Origin of the sequence: Candidatus Borrarchaeum sp. (genome assembly GCF_019058535.1) — an archaeon.
Classification (GTDB): Archaea; Asgardarchaeota; Sifarchaeia; order Borrarchaeales; family Borrarchaeaceae; genus Borrarchaeum; species Borrarchaeum weybense.
Genome location: NZ_JAHPYX010000136.1, coordinates 1 through 22,643, shown reverse-complemented (window position 1 = coordinate 22,643; position 22,643 = coordinate 1). Strand labels below are relative to the sequence as shown.

General features: G+C 37.3%; 21 protein-coding genes, 4 tRNA genes and 2 pseudogenes. 10 read left to right on the top strand and 17 right to left on the bottom strand.

The annotated features are described in order from the left end of the window. The 5 genes and pseudogenes from QVB70_RS08060 to QVB70_RS08040 form a co-directional block, all read right to left on the bottom strand. Window positions 1–539 (bottom strand): annotated as a pseudogene (locus QVB70_RS08060) (hypothetical protein); the annotation flags it as partial. Window positions 540–607: 68 nt separating this feature from the next. Continuing rightward, window positions 608–784, bottom strand: a tRNA-Leu gene (locus QVB70_RS08055). Window positions 785–933: 149 nt separating this feature from the next. Continuing rightward, entirely contained in the window at window positions 934–1,458 is a 525-nt protein-coding gene (locus QVB70_RS08050; protein ID WP_287585197.1) for an Lrp/AsnC family transcriptional regulator, read from the bottom strand. 35 nt (window positions 1,459–1,493) lie between these two features. After that, entirely contained in the window at window positions 1,494–3,146 is a 1,653-nt protein-coding gene (gene tgtA / locus QVB70_RS08045; protein WP_287585195.1) for a tRNA guanosine(15) transglycosylase TgtA, read from the bottom strand. A 46-nt stretch (window positions 3,147–3,192) separates the two neighbouring features. Beyond that, the gene (locus QVB70_RS08040; protein ID WP_287585193.1) at window positions 3,193–3,633 is read right to left on the bottom strand and encodes an Lsm family RNA-binding protein; all 441 of its coding nucleotides are present in this window, start codon (window positions 3,631–3,633) and stop codon (window positions 3,193–3,195) included. Between the two features lie 125 nt (window positions 3,634–3,758). On the opposite strand from QVB70_RS08040, the gene QVB70_RS08035 reads away from it, so the two are divergent. Further along, window positions 3,759–4,109: a DNA-directed RNA polymerase subunit G gene (locus tag QVB70_RS08035; protein WP_287585191.1), complete on the top strand. Its 351-nt coding sequence runs from the start codon at window positions 3,759–3,761 to the stop codon at window positions 4,107–4,109. A gap of 13 nt (window positions 4,110–4,122) precedes the next feature. After that, the gene (locus QVB70_RS08030) at window positions 4,123–4,860 is read left to right on the top strand and encodes a proteasome assembly chaperone family protein (protein ID WP_287585189.1); all 738 of its coding nucleotides are present in this window, start codon (window positions 4,123–4,125) and stop codon (window positions 4,858–4,860) included. A 6-nt stretch (window positions 4,861–4,866) separates the two neighbouring features. Here QVB70_RS08030 and QVB70_RS08025 read toward each other — a convergent pair whose 3' ends face one another. Next, window positions 4,867–5,220, bottom strand: coding sequence for a PRC-barrel domain-containing protein (locus QVB70_RS08025; RefSeq protein ID WP_287585186.1), 354 nt, complete (start codon window positions 5,218–5,220; stop codon window positions 4,867–4,869). A gap of 560 nt (window positions 5,221–5,780) precedes the next feature. On the opposite strand from QVB70_RS08025, the gene QVB70_RS08020 reads away from it, so the two are divergent. Continuing rightward, window positions 5,781–6,026: a hypothetical protein gene (locus QVB70_RS08020; protein WP_287585184.1), complete on the top strand. Its 246-nt coding sequence runs from the start codon at window positions 5,781–5,783 to the stop codon at window positions 6,024–6,026. A 114-nt stretch (window positions 6,027–6,140) separates the two neighbouring features. On the opposite strand, the gene QVB70_RS08015 is transcribed toward QVB70_RS08020, so the two are convergent. From QVB70_RS08015 to QVB70_RS07995, 5 genes are all read right to left on the bottom strand, one after another. Continuing rightward, window positions 6,141–7,130 (bottom strand): lysylphosphatidylglycerol synthase transmembrane domain-containing protein, encoded by a 990-nt coding sequence (locus QVB70_RS08015; protein ID WP_287585182.1) that lies wholly within the window; start codon window positions 7,128–7,130, stop codon window positions 6,141–6,143. A gap of 26 nt (window positions 7,131–7,156) precedes the next feature. Beyond that, window positions 7,157–7,888, bottom strand: coding sequence for a 50S ribosomal protein L2 (locus QVB70_RS08010; protein WP_287585180.1), 732 nt, complete (start codon window positions 7,886–7,888; stop codon window positions 7,157–7,159). Between the two features lie 35 nt (window positions 7,889–7,923). Beyond that, a complete protein-coding gene (locus QVB70_RS08005; protein WP_287585178.1) occupies window positions 7,924–8,208 on the bottom strand; it encodes a 50S ribosomal protein L23 in 285 nt (94 codons plus the stop codon). A 30-nt stretch (window positions 8,209–8,238) separates the two neighbouring features. Continuing rightward, complete coding sequence (rpl4p, locus tag QVB70_RS08000) at window positions 8,239–9,030, bottom strand: 50S ribosomal protein L4 (protein ID WP_287585176.1); 792 nt, start codon at window positions 9,028–9,030, stop codon at window positions 8,239–8,241. A 61-nt stretch (window positions 9,031–9,091) separates the two neighbouring features. Further along, a complete protein-coding gene (locus QVB70_RS07995) occupies window positions 9,092–10,087 on the bottom strand; it encodes a 50S ribosomal protein L3 (RefSeq protein ID WP_287585174.1) in 996 nt (331 codons plus the stop codon). A 432-nt stretch (window positions 10,088–10,519) separates the two neighbouring features. Between QVB70_RS07995 and tes the strand changes: the two genes are divergently transcribed. Further along, entirely contained in the window at window positions 10,520–12,022 is a 1,503-nt protein-coding gene (tes, locus tag QVB70_RS07990) for a tetraether lipid synthase Tes (RefSeq protein ID WP_287585172.1), read from the top strand. 87 nt (window positions 12,023–12,109) lie between these two features. Here tes and QVB70_RS07985 read toward each other — a convergent pair whose 3' ends face one another. Both QVB70_RS07985 and QVB70_RS07980 read right to left on the bottom strand, forming a co-directional pair. Next, the gene (locus QVB70_RS07985) at window positions 12,110–12,343 is read right to left on the bottom strand and encodes a hypothetical protein (RefSeq protein WP_287585170.1); all 234 of its coding nucleotides are present in this window, start codon (window positions 12,341–12,343) and stop codon (window positions 12,110–12,112) included. A gap of 170 nt (window positions 12,344–12,513) precedes the next feature. Continuing rightward, a complete protein-coding gene (locus tag QVB70_RS07980) occupies window positions 12,514–14,310 on the bottom strand; it encodes a DUF2240 family protein (RefSeq protein WP_287585168.1) in 1,797 nt (598 codons plus the stop codon). A 162-nt stretch (window positions 14,311–14,472) separates the two neighbouring features. On the opposite strand from QVB70_RS07980, the gene QVB70_RS07975 reads away from it, so the two are divergent. Together QVB70_RS07975 and QVB70_RS07970 are read left to right on the top strand one after the other, a co-directional pair. Next, window positions 14,473–15,288, top strand: a complete 816-nt coding sequence (locus QVB70_RS07975; protein WP_287585166.1) for a hypothetical protein — start codon at window positions 14,473–14,475, stop codon at window positions 15,286–15,288. 21 nt (window positions 15,289–15,309) lie between these two features. After that, window positions 15,310–16,251 (top strand): ABC transporter ATP-binding protein, encoded by a 942-nt coding sequence (locus tag QVB70_RS07970; RefSeq protein ID WP_287585165.1) that lies wholly within the window; start codon window positions 15,310–15,312, stop codon window positions 16,249–16,251. A gap of 72 nt (window positions 16,252–16,323) precedes the next feature. Here QVB70_RS07970 and QVB70_RS07965 read toward each other — a convergent pair. Continuing rightward, window positions 16,324–16,460: transfer RNA gene (locus QVB70_RS07965), tRNA-Pro, on the bottom strand. 696 nt (window positions 16,461–17,156) lie between these two features. Between QVB70_RS07965 and QVB70_RS07960 the strand changes: the two genes are divergently transcribed. Then, a complete protein-coding gene (locus tag QVB70_RS07960) occupies window positions 17,157–18,362 on the top strand; it encodes an ORC1-type DNA replication protein (RefSeq protein ID WP_287585163.1) in 1,206 nt (401 codons plus the stop codon). Further along, window positions 18,359–18,700 carry a winged helix-turn-helix domain-containing protein gene (locus tag QVB70_RS07955; protein WP_287585161.1) on the top strand — a complete coding sequence of 114 codons (342 nt, stop codon included), beginning with the start codon at window positions 18,359–18,361 and terminating at the stop codon, window positions 18,698–18,700. Before QVB70_RS07960 ends, QVB70_RS07955 begins: the two co-directional genes overlap by 4 nt. On the opposite strand, the gene QVB70_RS07950 is transcribed toward QVB70_RS07955, so the two are convergent. Both QVB70_RS07950 and QVB70_RS07945 read right to left on the bottom strand, forming a co-directional pair. Beyond that, a complete protein-coding gene (locus tag QVB70_RS07950; protein ID WP_287585159.1) occupies window positions 18,689–19,501 on the bottom strand; it encodes a metallophosphoesterase in 813 nt (270 codons plus the stop codon). The two genes, QVB70_RS07955 and QVB70_RS07950, sit on opposite strands and share 12 nt — an antisense overlap. An 88-nt stretch (window positions 19,502–19,589) precedes the next feature. Then, window positions 19,590–20,597 (bottom strand): annotated as a pseudogene (locus tag QVB70_RS07945) (replication factor C small subunit). Window positions 20,598–20,869: 272 nt separating this feature from the next. On the opposite strand from QVB70_RS07945, the gene QVB70_RS07940 reads away from it, so the two are divergent. Next, window positions 20,870–21,089, top strand: a tRNA-Gly gene (locus QVB70_RS07940). 132 nt (window positions 21,090–21,221) lie between these two features. Here QVB70_RS07940 and QVB70_RS07935 read toward each other — a convergent pair. Further along, window positions 21,222–21,446 (bottom strand) — tRNA-Ser (locus QVB70_RS07935). 364 nt (window positions 21,447–21,810) lie between these two features. Here QVB70_RS07935 and QVB70_RS07930 point away from each other — a divergent pair. Beyond that, on the top strand, window positions 21,811–22,643 hold an 833-nt coding region (locus tag QVB70_RS07930; protein WP_287585157.1), incomplete at its 3' end, for a hypothetical protein.

The window sequence follows — 22,643 nt, the reverse complement described above, 5'->3', positions numbered from 1 at the left end:
TGACTTATCCGAACCACATTTTCGGGAATCAAGACAGCATATTTGCCAGCTATTGTTATGTTTGGCTGTACTTCAGATAATCCAGGTCTAACTTTTTCTACACGTACAAGAAGTTCGTCACCTTCATTGATTTCTTCATTAAAGTTAGTATTATCCAGATGAAGTATGCCGTCTGTTCTCCCTAAATTTAATATCGCGTAATCTCGCTCCAAATTTACTCTCGTGACAATTCCTTTATAGAAGCCATTTGGACTAACTTTTGTATAAAAAACCGTAAGATCAGGAAGAAGCGACCGTAAAATTTCAAGCAATTCTTCAATAGTCTCTTCTTTCCCATTGAGTTCTACGCCCTGTCTATTCCGTCTGTCAAAAATATCTATATCGAAAGGCACACGTAAATCCTCAATTGCTCCCTTGAAACGTTGCAAAATAACAGTTGAAGGATATGTTAGTTTAAATCCATGATCTATGAGGATTTTTGCTAATGCGGTCGAATATATTCCTCTGAGGCGAACTGTTGTTGCCTTTTTTTCCATCATCTCTTCCTCATTATTTATCTAGTCTAAAATGCTATAAAAAGTCAATCCGCTATCCCATGAGTAAAGAGTGGTGCGGGGGATGGGATTTTCGTTCTGGCGGTTTATCGCCAAGGAATTCGAACCCACGCAGGCGATCGCGAAACCTAAGGCATCTAATGCTTCTCTACGCCACAGGATCCTGAGTCCTGCTCCTTTGGCCAAGTTCCCGTTACTCTCCATCGAGAGGAGACCTCGGACACCCCCGCATTGAAATTCATCACGATCTGATCGCTTCTTTAAAGACATCTATTTAAAAATATAGGGAAACAGATCTACAAATATCATATGCATCTTAAAACCGTATTAGAGATACCTGGTGCCATTTTTTAATTTGTATAGAGGCTATCGAATCTTATTATGATTTCGGGACCTTTAAATCGCTCAGAGACCATTTCTCTTTACGAACATTAAGTACAATTGAGGTATTTGTACGCTCTATGTCGTGTATAGAAAGAACTTCCTTAATAAACTTATCAAGATCATTTCGAGAACTAAAGCGCGAAATTACTGCTATGTCATACTCCCCTGTAATATCATATACCGCCATTACTGGATCATGCTGCGCTATCTTTTCCTCCACCTCAACGAGTTTTCCTCCACTAACCCTTACAAGGGTTAGCGCAGTAAATTCATAGCCCAATTTCTCATAATCTAAGACAACAGAGTATCCTTTTATGACCCCTTCCTTTTCAAGATTTTTCACACGATTATGTACTGTTCCAGCAGCTTTCTTGCGTCCAGTTTTTTCAAGTTCCTCGGCAATTGAACGGTAACTAAGACGTGCATCCTCTTGAAGAAGTTTTATGATATCTAAATCTGTCTCATCGATGGTAAATTCACGTTTTTCTTGTTCTTCTTCTTCTTCTTCTTCTTGTGGCATTTTTGCACACAGCCTAATTATGTTGCTGTTTTTGCTCACCTTTCAAGATGAGACACACTAACTTGTACGATTTCTTTAAGTAGTTGGTGTAATTTCTTTGTGAGTGTACCTGCATATAATTCTTCTGGGATGATAAATAAAAGATATCCTAATTGTTGACATAAAGAAGTCATTTTTTGAGTTATAAAGGAGTTCCACTGAGAGGCATTATTGAAGAGAATGATGATTCTGTAGTTTGATTTATGAATATTGAGATATTCTTCAAAACTTTCCCAAGCAAACTTAAGGCTTGCTCGATCAATGATTCTTGAAGTTTCATACTGAGAAAGAGGATATATATTTTCAACTTCACTAGGAACGCATCCAAAAGGAATAACAAAAGTCACCAAATGTAAATAAGGAAAATATTCACTAAAAACTTCTTTTAAACTCTCAATTAATCGGATATGTCCAGGAGATGATCGAAATGGTTTTATGTTCGTCTCAGGGAGAATAGTTAGAATTGGAGCGTCTGATGGTGGATGATAGTACGTTGTTACATGCTCTTGATGCCTAACTAGATTAGGTCTGGATAATCCTTCTTTTCCATAAAAAAACAAGGCCCTTCTCTTTGAGATAGGATCAAACTTTTCTAGCCAATCACGGTATTTTTTTAGATGAGAAAAGGCTTGTAAAAACCTGGGATGCATGCGTGCCCTTGCTTCCAGGAGTTCCCAGAGTCGTCCGTCTAAAATTGCTTGACGTATTGTACGAATTTCTTGGAGAGAAATATACAAATTGTGACTTGCCAAAAGTTCATATCTCAGTTCTGCATTAGTTGCTTTTAACTCTGAAGGTGTATATTTGATACAAACAGGACATGAACACGGAAATACCTCTAATGAATCCAATAGATAAGTACCACTTGGAGTCATGTAACGGTTTTCTTTTGCAAACAATGCATAAGCAGCTGAATCAAAAGTATCGCAACCTAAAGCAATAAGCAATGAGAAAAAAAGAGGATGTCCAGCACCAAATAAGTGAAATGGTCGTTGAATTGGTAAATTCATCTTTGCAGTAGCAATACCTTCAACTAACTTTGTGAAATTATATTGCTCCATAAACGGAGTAACGCTTCCAAGAGCATACATATCAAAAGAGAGATCATACATTGTTTTTGCACAATGCTCAATAAGTTCTGAGTAAGCACCACCTTGAATAGGTCCCACCCAAAGAATATCTTCAACATTTCTAAGATTCAGACTCTCCTTCGCTCTCTGTAACGTCTGTGCGACATTATATTTAGCTTGTTCATAGGTAAGATCAGGACCGATAGGGAGGTCTAATATAACTGCAATGTCAGAATGAATTTTTTCTTGAAAATCAATTACCTCTTCAGGGGTTATTGATACACCACCGTAATGTAGGATCTGAAATGCGCCTGAATCAGTCATTATAGGACCATTAAAATGGAAAAAAGAGTGAAGATCCGATAGATTCTCACTGCTTCTTGCAATATATTGTTTCAGTAGGTACGCACTTGTAATAATTATTTCACAATTAAATTCAGTTTCGAGTATTTTAGGAGAAATCGGCTTTTTTGTCGGAATTAAAACAGGAATTAAAGCAGGAGTATTGACAACGCCATGGCGGGTGTAAAGCTTGCCAATACGACCTCCAACATCATGTTCTATAACTTCAAAACTCAAAGAAACTTTCACATCGTTTCTTGGTTACTAAGAACTTCATAACTGATCAAGATGTTTTTCCGCTGGCTTTTTCTTCCATATATTTATCATAAACCGCGCTAATCCTCTCAGCAAGAGGGCCTTCGCCTTCAACTCCAGCTTCGGTTACAGTTATTTTGTTGTCTAAAACCGAAATTACTCCTGCTGATTCGTGTAGTTTAACCTGACCAGGTTGTGGAAAAAGTTTCGAGATTTCATCTGCTAATCCTTTCATATCAAAAGGTTTTTCTACTTCGAAAATGGCGGCGATTTCGTGACCTAGAATAAAAGCACGATGATATTTAATTCCTTCAGAATCATTTGTATTGATCAGACAAAATGAAAGCGTATTCTGATCAAAACCCTGAAGTTCACCTTCAAAAACTTGCTTTGCGACCGTTACGACTCGCACTTTCTTGTTCATAAGGTTCTGAAGTTCGATGAAGAATTTTCGTGTGCTACTTGACATTATACGTTCCTCCCATCTAAAACCCATTAAGAACTAAGGATTTTTAAATTAATCCCATTAAATTTTTATGACAAAGAAAATTTTTGGATATATCTACGAATTGTAAATGAAAGATTGTGAGAAAAATGGTACAAACTATTTTCAGTGTGCAAAGAATTGAACCTACTGACCTTGAGGATATTTTTAAGATAAGGTTAACATCCCAAGATGGGAAAATGGAGCTCTCATTTGAAATAATAGAAAATCTATTTGATTTTAAAGAAAATACTGAGTTGGATATTTATATTGATAAAATACCTCCTAAGAAAGCTGATGCAGCTAATATACTTATGCAAGGAGATGTTTTTAAGGTACAAAAAAAACAGGACGTAGTTCAGGTTTTTGGCTCACTTGGAGGACTGCAACTTCGTCTTATTCATCCTAAGAGTAAAGAACTATTTCAAGCAACAGACCCTCTTATTTTAGCAATTTTTTAATGGAGCTGGAGATATGTTCAAAATAAAGAAAGCTATAACTAAGCGTGATTTTTTAGATAATATTCTCATAACAGGTTTTCATGGAATAGGAGAAGTCGGATATATAGCTTCAACTCAACTAATAGAGGCCTTCGAGGGTGAACGTATAGGCATAATTGATAGTGAAACGTTACCATCTTTTGTTGCAATGGACAAGAATAGATTATCCCTCCCCTTTGAAATATTTAAATTTGATAGGTTTGTGACTATTTTACCCAACTTTCAGCCCAATCCTCAAGAAATTCATGGATTCTGTAAGGGGATTGTTGAATGGGTAATCTCTAATGAATTTAAGGAAGCATTTCTAATTGGAGGACTTGATAATCGATTCCAAAAAAGTGACGAAAAACCGTACAGGTGTGTACTCACACAGAAATATGAAGAAAAGGCAAAGAAATTGGACTTACCGATGCTTGAGCGAGGATTGTACGTCACCGGTCCGCTCGCATTGCTTCTTGCTTACTTTGAGATGGAAGATTTTCCAGCATTAGCTGTACTTCCGTACGGAAAAAGAGATCGTCCAGATCCGCGGGCGGCTTCAATAGCAGTTGAAGAATTTAGTAAAATCTATAATGTTGAAATAGACATATCAGAATTGCTAAAGGACGCACAAAGAGTAGAAGAAGAACTAGAAGAAATGCTAAGGCAGCAAAAAGAGAAAATGATGGAAGAAGCTCAGAGTCCAATTGACCGAACCAACTATTACATTTAGTATGAATTAAATCTTATCGTTAGTTCTTTCATCAATATAAGATAACTTAGTTTGATTCTTACCCTCTTGTAACTTTTGTTTGATCACAAAAACTCGTATTTTTTCCTCTGCAATTATAAGTGTATTATTGATGGATTTAATTACAGAATGAGGAATTAAAATTGTTCCTTTCTCATCGCGCGGAAATTTTTCAATATCTGGATGTTTAGTAGGCTTAACACACACAGCTAATAAGTGACCATCTCTCGAATTAATTATGAAATCAACAACCTTCCCCATAGCAGAACCTTTTTCATCATTTACAGGAATACCGATTAAGTCCCGGATATCAATGATAGAGGAGGGTTCGATTTTAATCACCTGTAGAAAATAATGAAATACAGAGGACAAAAAACTACAATAAAACTTATTGCTTCCAAAGTATTTAAACTCGACAACTCGTGATTTAAGTAGTTAATCAAGAAGGCTAAACTTCTTAGAAAATATGGTAGAAGAATCTTCATCGAAAAAGGTTTTTGAGGGAAAAGAAAAACATCTGTGACATTGTTCCTACTATAAGTTTGCCGATAAAGTTAAAAAAAAGACTTCGTATAGATATTGTCCAATACTTTGGCACAATAATGTAACTCGTGGACTATTTTAATAATATAAGTTCCCTTGTAATCAAACAATTGAAGCGGGGGTGTCCGAGATCTCCTCTCAATGGAGAGTAACGGGAACTTGGCCAAAGGAGCAGGACTGAGGCTCCTGTGGCGTAGAGAAGCATTAGATGCCTTAGGTTTCGCGATCGCCTGCGTGGGTTCGAAGGAATAAAGCAAAATGGCTTATTCCGAAAATCCCATCCCCCGCACCACTCTTCACTCACAGAACAAATTACTGGTTTTTAATGGGTTAAATATGCGCCTTAATGTTGCAACATAATGTATTGTCAATTTTCTCTTAGTGAGCTACCTCGTGCTAAAGCTTTGAGGCTTCCTGCTTCTACGACAGACTCGATCCCCTTGTCGGGTTACGGAGGTCTTATCTCCACAGGCTTAACATCCCTACGCCCCGTAGGTACGGTTAACCATCGTGATGCAATCGAAGTATGCATCTTGACTACAAGTGTGCGTGTGATCCCTCCAATTGCAGTTGATATCTCGTCATACCAGCTATATAACTCTTAGGGAGACCCCTCGATGCAAGTGATAAAAGTGAACACATATTATTGCAATTCATCACCACGCTGAAGTTTTGGTGCTTTCTTGCTCAGCTACTCGTAATTTTTCATTAGATTTCTTTCAGATTTTGACGGAATAATAGAGCGAGGAAGGAGCACCTGAAAGAAGAAGCCAAATAAAACAAACAAACCAATCCAATATAGCAATTACAGAACATATAACGAGCGCACTAGGGAACAAAAAAGCAAATAAGCCGATCATGAATAACATTTGGGATAGACCTGCAGGGTTAACGATACTCGCACCTAATAAGTATGAAGTTGCACCGATGAACAATGCTACACCAAAGGAGAGAGGATAGCCCACAGCAATTGAGAGGATGTAGACTTTACTTGCTTCGAGAATCCAAATTGGAAAGGCAATAAGGAGTGCAAGAGGTGTATTTCGCTTATCAGTAATAAGATCTTCAATATCTTTCGTTAGTTCTGACATTCCTTCAACTGCTTTCTTCTGAATTTGCTTAGCAGGCTTAAAGATCGTTTGTAGAATTTTAATGCAGAAATTGACGAACCAAGGCTTTCTAATTAAAACGAAAAAAGCGATAAACAAAGCAATAATACCAACAGAGAACAACCACGACTGAATAACACTTTGTAAGTCACTAAAAATGAATATGATAGAAAACGCGGTAATTATAACGAGTGCAACACTATCAACAAAGCGTTCAACGATTACTGAGGTCAAAGATTTAGAGAATGTGGTTTTTCTGTCTTTCGATAACCAATAACTTCTAACAAACTCTCCGACTCGAAGTGGGATGATTGTGTTGATAAAGATACCAGAGCACAAAATCGGAAATAGTCTTATACTTGGGGGCAGTTTATAAGAAGAAAGAAGAAGATTCCAGCGACCAGTTCGAAGAGAAAAGGATACAATTATTAATAAGAACGTGGGGAACAACAAAAGAGTATTTGCTTGCTTTATGGCATCAAGAATAGCATTAAAACCAAGCTGGCTAAAAATATAGATGATGATGGCACTAGTTACCATGAAGATAAGAATGACAAACAATGTTTTGCGTAGAGTAAAATTAACGGAAATTACTCTCACCTATTTTAAATCTACAGAGATAGAAGTTACTTCCTCTTTTTCCTACCTGCTCGTCGAGCAGCAATGAGTCCTACTTTTCGACCTGGGGGTGCATTTCGTGATACTGTTGTTGGACCACCTGGTGCCTGTTTGCTGCCTCCGCCGTGCGGATGAGATACGATATTCATAGCTACACCACGTACATGTGGCCATTTTCTCCCTTTTGCGGTTATAAAGTGATATTTAGTGCCAGCTTTGACAAACGGTTTTTCAGGGCGACCTCCACCTGCAACTACGCCAATTGTAGCCCTACATTTTGAATTAATTATTATCGATTTTTTTGAGGGCAATTGTACGATAGTAGTGCCTTTAGAATGCGAAATGATTGTTGCATAGCAACCTCCTGATCTTATAAATTTCCCACCATCTCCTGGATTCTTTTCAATATTAAAGATGGGCGTTCCTTCCGGAATGTTTTCAAGTGGAAGAACATTTCCAATAGAAATAGTTGCATTTGAGCCATATTCAACAACTTGACCGATGTAAGCAGCTTCGGGTAATAGCAATAAACTTTTTACTCCATCTTTATATTTTATGACGCCAACAGGTGCGCCACGTCCTGGATCATGATATAGACCAGTTATCACACCAGTTATTATACGTTCTACAGTTGATTTTTCGAGAGGGCGATACTTTACAGCGCCTCTTCTCTTGTGAGTATGAGCACGGAATGTTGGAGAGCCACGTCCTCTTCTTTGTACAAGAACTTTTTTACCCACGCTTTTTTGCCTCCTCATAAATATTGAAAGGAATTTTAGAACATTCCCAATTTTGCAGCGAGATCACCTGCATCTTCTTTATCAGATAAGCGTACATACGCTTTTTTTCTTCCATCAGGCAGAATAAGTGTATTAACACGGTCAACTTTTATATCGTAAAGAACTTCAACTGCTTTCTTAATCTCCCGCTTATTGGCACGCCTATCTACGATAAATGCTAATTTATTTTCATTTTCGATCATATCGAACAACTTTTCACTGATTACTACATTATAAACAATTCGATGTAGCTTACCGCTAAGGATCGATTCTTTTTCCATTTTAGATTTTCTCCAAATAATTTATGGTTCTTAAGCCATTTGTTTAGCAAGATACTCTATCGCTGATTTTACCCAGATGGTAAGCCTTCCAGGGTGACCACCAGGAGCTAAAGATTCTGTATTAAGGTTATTAACATGAATAATATCTATGCCCGGATGATTTCTTGCCGCTTTTATAATCCCATTGTCTTCAGAAATCACAATAAGCGGACCTTTAGGCTTTTTATATTTGCGTCCTCTTAGTTTACCCTTTCCGCTTCGGATTTTTTTGCCGCTTTTTGCCCGAATAACATCTGTCCAGATACCGAGTTTCTCGAAAACACTTTTAGTTTCACTTGTTTTGGTTAATAATTGAAATTCATCTGTTAAGATAATTGGGAATTTTGAAATCATCTCAATAGAATGTCCTCTTTTGCGAACGAGAATTTTATTTGCAGTCGCAGCTATGGCAGAACGTAGTGCAAAACGTCTCTCATTTTTATTTATTCTTTCAACATGTATCTTTTCTGGTTTGGGAGGATGAGCTTGTCTTCCTCCAACAGCCATAGGGACGAAGGCACCTCTTGAACCAGCGTGATGTCTACTTCCTTTTATACGAGGTACCCGAGCAATCCCTCGACCAACACCCATAGATTCAGCAGAAGTTCGCTGACCTGCCTTTTTGTTTACACCATAAGGTTGAATACGTGCAGTGATCGCTGCAATTACTGCACGTTGAATTAAGTCTGGGCGAAAGGGTGTGAAAAATATTGATGGTAAAGTGATTTCCTCTTTAATGGTCCCATCTAGATCATATACAATTCCTTTTTCTGGAATATTCATTTGAATCGCCTATTACATATTGATTTAAATTGAAGGAGTCATATTAAAACCTAAAGAGTGATTATCGCCGTATATATGAAAGTGCAGGTGCTTCTGAAGGCGCATTAACAGGTGAACGTATTGCATATCGCATTTTAATTAAATTTTTTCTATGTCCAGTAATTGAGCCCTGTATGATCATATAATCTCCACGAATAATGCCATAACGGATGAATCCACCGGGAGGTGTGATTTCATCACCATCCTCACCTATTTTCAATATTCGCTTATTATAATCAGTTCTTTGATGATATCCTAATTGTCCTGCTCGTGGTACAGTGTAGAACATATGATGTGGTTTCCATGGACCAATTGCACCAACACCACGTTTTGTCCCCCTAGATTTATCTTGTAAGATGCGAATACCCCAACGCTTCACCGGGCCTTGAAATCCTTTGCCAATCGAAATTGAACCAGTATCCACAAACTGTCCGTTTTTCAAGATATCCGTAGCACGTATTTCTTTCCCTAAGATGGAATTTGCGTAATCAAATTGCTCTTGTATACCCTCTCCTCCACCTATTTTCACTTCAAAGAGATGAGGCTTCCGTCGCGTAACACCACTTAAAATAGGTTGGGTATGAACTATAGCCCTTACTTCTGCTGTTGTTTCAATTGATTCTTTCAACATATTCAAAGTTTCTGAAGTGTTATAGTCTTTAGGAAGAGGAAAAACTCGACTTAGATCAGAATTTAAATCTGAGAACCAACTTTCACCAATGACACTTAGCCCATAAGGCGTTGATTCATAGGTACGCATTCCACATACGAAGAGGGGGGGTGTATCAAGTACAGTAACAGCCATAACACGTTCTTGTCCGTAGAAGGGACTATGTTCGTGATCTTCAATTAAAACTACATGAGTCATTCCTGCTTTGTAACCTGCAAAGCCAAGAAGTGTTGGTGGGCCAATCCAAGAAGGCCAGGTTTTAATCTTGCCAACTGGATGTGCCGCTCTACCACGAGGTAGATAAGCGAGTGATCCTCTTTTTGGTGCATGTCGTTTTCGATGACCCATAGTATTTACCTCCACAAATTACTAAAAAGGGCAAATAAGATAATCTGCAATTTATTTTTATTATCGGTGGTATTACAAAGGTTATTATTAATCTTGATATTGATTCTGGTAGGTACATGATTTTATGACTACCGTAAAAACAAGAGGTATCTCATAGAAGCGTATCCCTCTGTTTGAGCAGTCTGTCTAAAATAACCGTTATATTGTAACCTACTTTTTTTGTTTCATTTTTATGTCTTCTGCTGAAAGAAAGGATAATTCAATCTTCCACTTTACACCTTCGGAATCGTTTGAAAAATCTTAAATAGAACTCAACACTTCATTGCACTAAATTTCATTTCAAAATATCATTTAAACGATAAAATATATCCTTAAGTGAGGATATTCTAAGAAAATGTGAATAAATAGTTTTCATGTATTAGGGAGGAAAAAATGATGCCATTACCCTATATGACTCAATCACTGTGCCCAGAATGCCTCAAAGTCATTCCTGCAGAAATTAAGGCAGAAAATGGCAAAGTTGTCATAGAGAAGGAATGTTCTGAGCATGGCTTTTATAAAGATACGTATTGGGGCTCTGAAGAGGATTTCCTTCGCGTCGAGAAGTGGTGGTGCGATGGGAGATTAGATAACCCTCGCACTGAAACAAACAAAGGTTGTCCACAAGACTGTGGGCTTTGTCCAGAGCATAAATCCCACACTGGACTGGCGCTCATTGATGTGACTAACCGATGCAATCTTTCCTGTCCAATTTGTTTTGCAAACGCACGAAGTTCAGGCTATGTTTATGAACCAACATTAGAGGAAATTCGTGGTATCCTTGAAAATTTACGCGCAAATGAGCCTGTTCCAGCTCCCGCGGTACAATTTGCTGGCGGTGAGCCCACTGTTCGCAAAGAATTGCCAGAAATTATATCAATGGCAAAGGAATTCGGTTTTAAAAATATAGAAATAGCTTCTAATGGGCTAAAAATAGCTGAGAGTTCAGATTATTTAGCGAAATTATCAGAAGCGGGACTAAGTACAATATACTTCCAATTTGACGGAATAACACCTGAGCCATACATTGCTGCAAGAGGAAAAGATCTATTTCCTTTAAAAAAGAAAGTAATTGAAAATGCACGAAAAGTAGGGTTTGATAGTATTGTATTAGTGCCAACATTAGTTCGCGGTCTAAATGATGCTCAGGTAGGTGGAATAATCGATTTCGCTGTACAGAATGTAGATGTAGTAAGAGGTGTCATCTTCCAGCCAGTGTCTATTACTGGAAGGATCGATCGAGAAAAATTAGATGAGATGAGAATCACAATACCTGATTTAATGCGTTTAGCTGAAGAACAAACAGGTGGTACAATTAAGGCCAAAGATTGGTATCCTGTATCAAGTGTAGCCACCTTTTCAAAAGCATTGGGGCATTATCGTGGCGAACCAGCTGTAGAATTTACTTGTTCGCCTCATTGCGGCATGGCAACATACATTTTTGTGGAAGAAGGAGAGATTCAGCCTATTACAGAATTTGTTAACATCGATAAATTCTTCGGTACGTTAGAAGGTATAAATAAGGATTATGAACGGAACTCTCGCTATGGCAGAATAAAAGCCAAACTTCGTCTCTTCTTTAGTCTTCGCCATTTCAAGAAAAAAGGGCGTGTAATCAAATTAGTTCGCAATATAATGAATAAACATTCATATGATGAACTAGGCGAATTCTCCCGCTCGTCCATATTAATTGGAGCTATGCATTTTATGGATCCTTACAATTATGATCTACAACGAGTTAGTCACTGTGTTATTCATTATGGAATCCCTGATGGTCGTATAATTCCGTTTTGTGCATATAATACGTTGCACAGAGAGTCAGTCGAAAAAGAATTAAGTATACCGATAAGCGAGTGGCGCAAAAGAAATGCACAAACTGCTAAAGCGGAGATATAATTTTTTTTATTTCTCTTTTATAACTACCTCGCAAGAAGACCCCCCAACTTGTGAGGGGGTGATTGACTTTGGCTATGGTTACTTCGTCTATTCTTTATGATATTGGTCTATGAAGTCTCCATAGGCATCCACCGGCTCTGTTAACTTACCTGCAGGCACATTGTATTCAATGCCGCATGCACCACAGTGAACACGTGCATATCCATCTTCTCTGAAAAGTTCTACTGTAACCGCGCGAGCATCACAATCCGGGCATACAAAAACTTTTGGGATTGTTCTTTGATGTCTCTTAACTACCTTTTTTCGTCTTCTTCGTCCCATTGATATCACCTAGGTTTTCAAAATAGATTTTTTTATGTGAACTAAATAATTCCTTACATTAAAACGGTCATTCTGACAATTTTTCCTTTCTTTTTCTGATTTTTAAGCTTTTGTTGAAGGCAACTATTACATATTTTCAAAGCGATCGTCTGCTTGGATTTTTGTCGTATTTACTTTTCTAAATGAGTTATAATTTTTTTAGCCTCTTCAAGAGTATTGGATACGCGTATCTGAGAAATATTGAGTTCAATGGCATCTAGGACTTCATTTTTTATTATTTTTCCAGCCGCAATAATCTCTTTTCCAATGATTTTTGGTGCATATTTTCGAATCGGTGCATCTGGAAACTCTGCATTCTCAATACTAGTAACTAATTCATCTGTTGTTAATTCTAGAATCTTTTCGCCCTCTTTTCCAATGACGACAAATCTAATATTGCCACTCCCATCATCCAAGATGCCGCTTAGCAATAATCGTGGAATTGATTTGTCAATTTTCCCGCAGTTTGGACATATTTTTTCATTATTCTCTGACTTTACCCTTCTACGGCATTTAGGACACGCTTCATAAATCGGATTTCTTTCATATAGTTTAAGTATAGTGCCGCGTACCTCAGCAAACTGATTTTCTATACAATCTTTGATGAATACTTGATGATATTCCTTTACCGTTTCAGGGGTTAGTTTTTCTTCTGTAAAAGTCTCTTTTACTTGTGATATTAATTGTCCTTTCTCTTCCAATTCCTTTGGGTTGATAACAACGTTAGATAGACGTCCAACATGAAGTTCTGTTTCTCCACTAAGCCCTTCTCTTGTATATGCGTTTTGTATTAAAAGAAGATCTCCTAGATTCGCATTTTGCACTAAATTTACACTTTCATCCCAAAGGACAGTTCTAACATCTCCAGTTGTATCTTTTACATAGAGAGTTATCAATCGTCCGCTTCTTCCATCCTTTGTAGTAAATTCGCGGAGATCCCCTATATGCATTATTCGCACGAAAATATCGACTGAACGCATATTCGGCTGTAAATCCACGATGTCGATTATCTTTGGTTCACCAATTGAAAATTCGATTGACGTTTCTGGATCAATCACAACACCCGTGCGTCCTCCTCCATGGACTTCTACTTGATTTTTTAGCCCTTCTTTAGTGTATGCCCCCTCTAACCTTAAAATAGTCCCAACATCTATTTGATCTATAATTTCCGCGCTTTTATCCCATAAAACTACCCTAGTTGAGCCTGTGTCGTCTCTTAGTATAAGACTTGCTCTCTTTCCTTCACTTCCATCTTTTCGCTGAAATGTTGAAATTGGATAAACACTCTCTACTACACCTAAAATATCGATGTCATTTAGATTTGCTTCCAATCCATCGATCTTATGTGTGAATTCTTTAACAAAAGGAAAATCTGCTGCATTTGCATCTTCCGGATTAATAATTATACGTCCTCGGTATCCAACATGTAATTCAGGATCCTCTTGTAAACCTTCTTTCACATATCCAGAAAGTATTCGTAGAATGTCACCTCTACTTATCTTATCTATATTCTGTGCATGATCGCCCCATAAAACTGTACGGATCGTTTTTGTTTTGTCACCAATTATTAGATTTACAACATAACTCTGTTTTCCATCTCGAACAAATTCTCTTAAAGCATAAATCTTCATAACACGTCCTATAACAGAAATATTATTCATTCCAGGGATAAGATCTTTGATGAATAGCTGGGTAGTTGACAATTTTTGATCCTTAAAGAGATCAATACCTAATTCTGAAGCCACAATGTGTGCGGCTCCTTCTTCGGTAATTAATCCTCCTAATTCCTCTCTTTTTACTCTTATTCTTTCCTCAAGTTCTTTTTTTGAGATCTTTGTTTCTGAAATTATTTTATCAATAATTTCTTCTAATGAGAAACTTATACAACCACCCCCATGAAATTCATATGAAGATGATATAATCTGCAATTTTTTACTTGCTTTTTCATTTTCTTATAGTATTTTTTTCTTTTTAACGCTATTAGTTTGCGTACGCGCACGGTTTTAAAATATCCAAAAGAAATAAAATTCCCCGAAAAGGTTTTTCTCAATAGAGTTTAGTTAGAATTAAATTCACGTAAGATGATTAATATGGGTTTCTGGAAGACTTTGAAAGCAACTACTGTCAGAAATTTACGGGTAATTTTCAAGTATAAGTTTGAAATATTTATCAACATAGGTTGGCTCATTTTGGACATAATCGCATTTTCTTTGCTAGGACACATCGTAGAATCGACTTCAGTGGACTTAGAATACTCGTTAAGAGATTTCTTGTTAGTTGGAGTCTTTTTCTGGGCTTTTTTTGGGAAAAGTTATGATGATACAGTGAATTGCATTCCAGAGGAGGCAAGTCGAGGCACTCTTGGCTTCCTCCTAACGAATAATGTAAGTTTTGTGACGTTACTCACAGCTAGAGCGGCAGCGTCAAGTATAATCAGCGCTGTTGTTGCAATATGCATTATATTTCCGATTTTAGCACTATTAGATGTACTTCAGCTTCAACTTCAATGGCTTCTTCTAGCGATGGTGATCTTTTTCTTGTGTTGGTTATTTATGCTGGGCGTTAGTTTATTAGTATCGTCCGTAAATGTTTTGTTTAAACGAATTGGCTTATTTTCTGCACTCTTTCTTTGGGCTCTAAAGATCCTAAGTGGATATTTTTTTCCAGTTGAAGCACTTGACGATTTTGTACCTGGATTAAGTTTTATGGCGATGAGTTTACCAACTTCTGCTGGGCTCCAATTGATTCGATGGGTATTAATCCTCGGCGCCCCTCCACCTGAAATGATGTGGAACGCATTGACGTCTCTTTTAATCGGCACTACAATAGTTATGGTTGCAGCCATAATAACTTTGAAGCAAATGGAAAAAATTGCAGCAAAAGTTGGAACTTTAGAATTCTATTAGAATAGAAATTAGGTGAGCAATGTGGAAGACGTAGTTATGGTTGAAAATGTTGTAAAAGAATTTCCGATAGGGGCATTTCTACGTAAACGTCTTCGTATTTTAAATGGGATTTCTTTCAATTTGCCAGATGGTGACAATCTTGCAATTGTGGGGCCTAACGCGAGCGGAAAAACTACACTTCTAAAAATGCTTGCATCGATTTATCTTCCTGATAGCGGATCTATTGAGATCTATGGTTATGATTTACAGAAACAAATAACACAAGTTAGGAATATGATAAGTTTTGTTAGTCCAAGCTTAACTTTTCAGGCTAAACTCACACTTAAAGAAACACTTGATTTCTTTGCCGGCGTGCAGGGCGTTGATATTGATGATATTGCATTAAAATTTCTAGAAGAAGTAAATCTTATTCATATGATGGATAAACGATTAGAATCATTTTCTGAAGGTCAAAAAGCAATGGTTCGTCTTGTTGTTGGACTAATGAAACAACCACGCCTTCTACTTCTCGATGAAATTACAGCAACGCTTGATCTGACGCGTAAAGAAGCCGTAATCAATACTATAAATGAATTAGATAACCGCTATAAGTTTACAATTATTCTTGTAGACCATGATCCAATGGTTGTAGATAGAATTTGTGATAAAGTTCTCCTCCTTAAACGGGGTGGACGTGTTTTAAAATACAGCACGGTAGATGAACTACTCTCAAAAATTCCTTATAAATATGACATTAAAGTAACTCCAAAAAAGACGTTGGATGATGATTTTCTAAAGAATTTTGGATTCCCTTATAAGAAAATGGGAAATATCATTCGCTTTTTTACCCAAAATCATTCTGAAGTCAATGAACTTAATGCCAAGTTGTTAGAGAAAGAGGACTATATTCTTGAGTTCTCGACAAGCGGTGTCAGCTTAGAAGACGTCTACTACTTTTGGATGCAGAAAGAAACTCAGGAGTAGAAGAAGTCTTAAGGATTGGCCTTTTAAGTTCTTATACTATTTTCTTATTTTATAAATTAGTTCTGAAGACAGTGGGCGGGGTGGGATTTTCAGAAAAAGCGATTTTCGATTCTTCTTTTGAACCCACGATTTCCGATACCTCCATAAGTTTCTTATGAAGACACTCCGGAACCCGAATCCGGAATCATACCATGCTAGACTACCCGCCCATAGTATTTTGAAATATGGTCCGTGAATTACCTTTAGGATAGGAACTTCTCGGACCTTGAGCCAAATAGTTTTCGGGCACTATGTATAAAGTATAAATTGGTTTCCATGACTATAAATAAAACTTTTGCCTTTTAGCAATCATTCAAATTTGGTTTTAGAATCCTTTACATTTATACGGGAGAAGTCCATGACAATCCATTCTGCGAATAATATAATAGTGAAAAACAAAATATTATTTGCGCGAGCAATGACGATTCTGACCCTTCTTGAAATACACTAAATAGAAGTGGTGTACCTTACAATATATACCCCACAAAAATAAAATTGATGATAGGGATCTTGAGTGAGTTGAGCTCGCTCTGTTTTTCACTTTTTCTAGTTTTATCCCGACAAAACCTGTTAAACTCCTGAATGTATTTTAAAAAAAAATTCACTTACACATTAGTCTCACTGTTCCTTTAAATCGTATTCTGTAATAATGTAACTTAGAGAATGATGAAACTCCCAGAAAGCCAGAATCATTGAACATAGACAAATGTGTTGTCCTTATATAGATTTTCTTGATAAAAAGATGTAGCTTGATGCAAGACAAAGCGACAGGGTCTAATAAGACGATGATGTAGAAATGGTTTTCAAGAACTTTGTATGCCCTCTAATAGGGCTTGAAAGGGTGTTTCTCGGAAGGTTTAGAAAAAATGCTCTTAACTGATATTTTAGAAGAGGAATTAAATAGCCCTACAGTATTTCGGGATGAATCCAAATTAAGCGCTGCATACGTGCCATCTTCTTTACCCCACAGAGCATCATCACTTCGAGATTTGGTTCGTCTATTCTTAGGCGTGATGAAAAAACCAGGTGAAATGAGTCAACAAGTTACCATTAGTGGAAGTATAGGAATTGGAAAAACAGCACTATGCAAATGCTTCGGTAAGGTCCTAGAAGAATATGCCAAAACCAACAACATGAACCTACATTATATCCATGTTAATTGCAGGCGTAAAAAATCGCGCTTTTTAATTTTAAGAGAAGTAGTTCATCACTTCAATCCAACTATCCCACATAGAGGTTATTCACCAGAAGAATTACTTCATATGTTACATCACTTACTAGAGTCTCAGAATATCCATTTGGTATTAGCTCTTGATGAATTTGATTTTATTTTGAGAAAAAAAGACGCTTCGCTTCTTTACGACCTGATAAGATGGACAGATGAACATATTGACGGTATACAGCGTGTTTCTCTTATCCTTATAGTCCGTGACAGAGTATATCTGAAAGAATTAGATGTTGGCACACTTAGTTCACTTCAAAATAATCATATCTATCTAGCGCCTTATTCTGCCGAACAATTAGTAGATATTTTGCAGGAACGTGCAACTGATGCACTGTTTGACTTTGCAATTAATCCTGAGGTTCTCAATCTAATAGCCGATATTGCTAGTGAACGAGGTGATGCACGTTTCGCGTTGGAACTTTTATGGCGTGCAGGAAAGTATGCTGACCGCGATAGAGTTACCTCGATTTTTCCGGAGCATGTAAGATTAGCAAAAGGTGATATCCACCCTGATCTTAGAAAGGATATCTTCCAAGAATTATCATTACATCATCAGTTTGTACTATTGGCCATTATTCGGCAACTGAAAAAACATGACGCTGCGTATACAACCACTGGAGATGTTGAAACTACCTACAACATTATCTGCGAAGAATATCACGAAACTCCGCGCAAACACACCCAACTGTGGGAATACATTAAAGAACTGGAGCAATTATGCCTTATCACGACTAAACTCTCTGGTAAAGGCATACGAGGCAAAACTACCCTGATTGGATTGCCGGATGCACCCTTGTTCTTGCTAGAAAAAAAGCTTCAAAACTATTTGAAGGAGTGTGAAAAATGACACTTGACATGACAGATATTCTTATTCAAAGTTCTCCCTTTCCGCCTATTGAAGAAGTACTATCTTCAAAAGGAAAAATAAAAATTTTAAAGATTTTAACGCATTACGAAGAATTAAACATCTCTGAGATCGTAAGAAGAGCGCAACTTAATCATGCTACCGTCACTCAGCATCTCGATTACTTTAAAACCATCGGAATCGTAGAAGAAAAATCATTTGGCCGCATAAAGATTTATCGGTTATCACCAGAGGATGCAATAGTCAAAGTAATTCGTGATCTAATGGAATCTTGGGAGCACTCAGAATTAAGCAACAATACTCGCAACTCATATGTATAGGTTTTTGATAAACCCAAGATTTATTCCATCAGTTAAATACGCAGTCGCATCATCAAATTCAATGCATTTTTTAGTAAAAAGTGGTCCTAAGAACTTTGACTGCAGGTCATTAAACGCCGTTCCTTTGATTAAAGGATGAAAAGCTGGAAATATTATGATTTCAGGATTTCCTATCTTTCTTTTAATAATATGATTTGTATCAACTTCTTTATCGCTTGCTGAAACTTTATTTTGTGCAAAGAGGTTTTGAAGCTTTTTCTTGTCCCATTTTGTTCTTATCCATACTTTTTCTACGTGATGTATTCCTAAAGAATCCTTTAATCTAATCGCAGGATGGTTATGTCCCATAAATAATGAATTTACATCTAGTAAATCATTTGCTGGCCAAGTATGGCCATGTAACAATCCGATTTTCTTAGACCCATTCTGAATAGTAGATCCTTTTGAGGGATGATAGATTATATTTTTTGGAATTAACTTCTCCAAATTACCGTCGTGGTTTCCTGGAAAAATTTCAACTTTTATTATTTTTGCCAAGTTCTTAAAAAGACGTGGTATTTCTTTCCACTCTTTAATAGAAATACTTGGGATATTATGTTTCACATCCCCAAGAACTACTAACTTCGAGGGTGCGTATTCATTTATGAGTTTTTTTAATTTATCTTCAATTATAGGTGTTTGTGAAGGAAAATGAATCCCTTTTTTAGCAAATTGCCTTTCAAGTCCAATATGGAGGTCTGCTACAATGAGAACACTTTCATGAGCTTCAAGTAATAATGCAGCCTCTCCTTCTAATGGCATATATGACCCCATTTCAATAACACTCTTGAGGAGGAGAAACATGACTCAACCAGTAATAAATCATAAAAAAACTCACTTATACGGATATTCATAGTTCAACGTCTTTGTAATTATCACCCAGAAGTACAAAATTTGCAAGAAGAGCATTAAGTTGAATTTCCTCATTGGCACCTTCGCTAAGCCTGAACTCTGCTTCTCCTAACAAATTCATAAGTTTAACTTTCAAGTCATCATTTTTAAAGTTCATTATTTCAGAATTCATTTGCTTAAGTATATCTATACCTGATAAACCGTATTTGATGAGTAGTTTATGAAGTTGTTCTCGGGCATCCATAAAATTATTTTTAAGTGCGAATCTTATCATTTCTTTAATTTCTTCAGGATGGACACGGCCTGTTACTTGATAAACAACATCTGCTTTGATTTCATCATCAAACGCTGCTGCCGCTTGTAGGATGTTTATACTATTTCGCATATCTCCTCTGGAACTTTCCAAAATAGCATTAATGCCTTCTTCAGTAAGATCAACACTCTCTTTTTTAGCTATATTATTTAATTGCATTTTAACATCCTCTTGAGATAATGGAGGAAATCGAAATATAGAACATCGTGATTGTATTGGTTCGATAATCTTACTTGAGTAATTACCGATTAGTACGAATCTACAAGTGCGTGTGTATTTCTCCATTGTCCTTCTAAGTGCTTGTTGCGCATCAGAAGTCATGTTATCTGCCTCATCTAGCACTAGGATTTTAAATGGTACGTCTCCAAGTCCTTTTGTTCTAGCAAAGTTTTTTACTGTTGTTCGAATGACGTCAATACCTCTGGTATCACTTGCATTCAATTCCAACAAATTGCCTTCAAAATATTCTCCAAATAAATCACGAGCCAAGCATAATGCCGCTGTTGTTTTACCTTTTGGGAGGTTTTATTAAAATAAAGACCTTGTCCCCGGAGGACCGACAAATAAACAATGCGGCATTGATTTCGTCTTAGCAAATGAGGTTAACCTTTGTACTATGCTTTCTTGGTTTATTATTTCTTTTAGACTTTTTGGGCGATATTTTTCTACCCACATCGCATATTCTTCATACATATTTACCAGTTCTCCTAGTTCTTTGAAATTTTCCCTAAGAGATTAATAGTTTATCAGTAGATTATAGACACTTAATTGTTTTTAATTTTAAGAAATTATGTATCTCCTGATTCTATTGTCTTCTAAACTCTTAAATTGTTGTAAAGCGAAACTATTATAAGGTCATTGAAATGCTTGAATGATGGAGATACTTCTAAACAATCCATATCCCTCAATAGTTTGAATTCCATCTCTATATACAAATATTTGGCCATAAATAAATACTAAAAGATGCGGTCGTGGTCTAGCAAGAGGAATATTCTCCTAGAATGGCCTAGGACAACTAAGAATGAATAACTTTCTTAGATCGCACAGGCCTCCCAAACTGACTTCACAGTCGTGAAGAAAGCCTGATAAGTTTATGTATCATCAATTATAGATGGTATGCATTTCAGGAGACCCGGGTTCAAAAAATAGGTGATGTTCTCCTATTGGAAACTCCCGGCGGCCGCATCAATTTTATATTCTAAAGATCGCTCTTACTAGAAAGTTATAGCCTAAATTAAAAATTATAAAATCTCAAAGAATTTAACTAAGATTCAATGATATATTATGTTTGAAACACAGAATTTTCAAAAAAAGTGATGCCGGGGATGGGACTTCCAGAGGAGGGAACCCCACACACTCTTTTGAACCCATGCGACCTTCCATAAATGCATTCATTTACACTGGGTCAGCAGGTCTCTCTTTCTCTAGATTTTTGCGCTTTTGAGATCTCGAGCCTGTAGCGGATATGACTTTTGTTAAATCTGCCGCCGTACCGTTTCCAGAATAACACATATTTTGGTGTGTTCTCTTGGCTACCCCGGCGTATATTATATCATTTAGACATTGTAGTATTGGATTTAAAACACTTTTTCTCAATGTATAGTTCGATTTATGACTAAACGATCACATTCTATTTAGAAAAAAACAACTTATTTTCGAATTTCTTGACGGATATTTTTGAAAGGTTTTTTCTTTTAAGAGGGGGTTATAAAGGTCGCTGGAATGCTGGGGATGCTAACTGTAACGCTTAATTCAAAGTTTATCGGGGATTATGGTGTCTCGTTCCGTAAAATACTGCACTCTACTTTTCATTAGTATGCTTGTGCTCGGTTTACCCTTCTACAGTCAACAGGCCAAAGCCGACATCTCCTTTGATGGGACAACCGATTATAACGGCGATGGATTTATGGATCCTACCATCGATAACGGGCGGATCCGCATCAGTTTCATGACTGAGGAACGACTGGAAAATCCTCCGGGACAGCAAATCACCTACTTACCCTATTTCTTCGTGTGGGATGGAAACGACTGGACTGAAATTGCCACTATGGGACATTTCCAGATCTCAATAGCCCCAGATACCTCGCAATCGCCGGTTACAAATTACACCATCCAGGAAATCTATCCTAAACGGGTGGGTGTCAGTTGGGAAGAATTTTATCAGGAATGTGTCACCATCATTGACGCGAATGACCATCAGTGGCGGGTCACCGATTATTACACCCTCCGGGACGGCTGGGATTACGTAGAGATCGAACGGCACTGGGAACATCTGAATGATTCCACAGAAGAAGCAGTGCTCCTACCTTTCAATCTATCGATCACCCACCCCGCAGCAGTTTCACCCCGTAAAGCTGATGCCCTGATGATGCCCGGCTGCTTTTACAACGGCAACCTGTACGACGTGAACACCGCAGATCGTCAGGTAACACCTGATTTCCCCATGACCGATTTAAGCAACCAGTCCCAGTACCTCATCGTGGAACAGGAACGGCTCAGCATACCGTCAGTTATCTGGGAGTACGATGACTTTGTGTGCGGCTTACTGACCACTCCTACTTATATATATGACGGACAGGAGTATACAGGCAACTCCTCGTTAGGTTATCAAGGGAATGATGAGCATTTCGACCTCATCAACTACTTAGGCGGGTGGACCAGCGGTGGTTCTCAACGAGAAGGCTATGCATATACAAAACATCTTCATAATCAGATTAATCAGGATAATCCAGGTTGCCG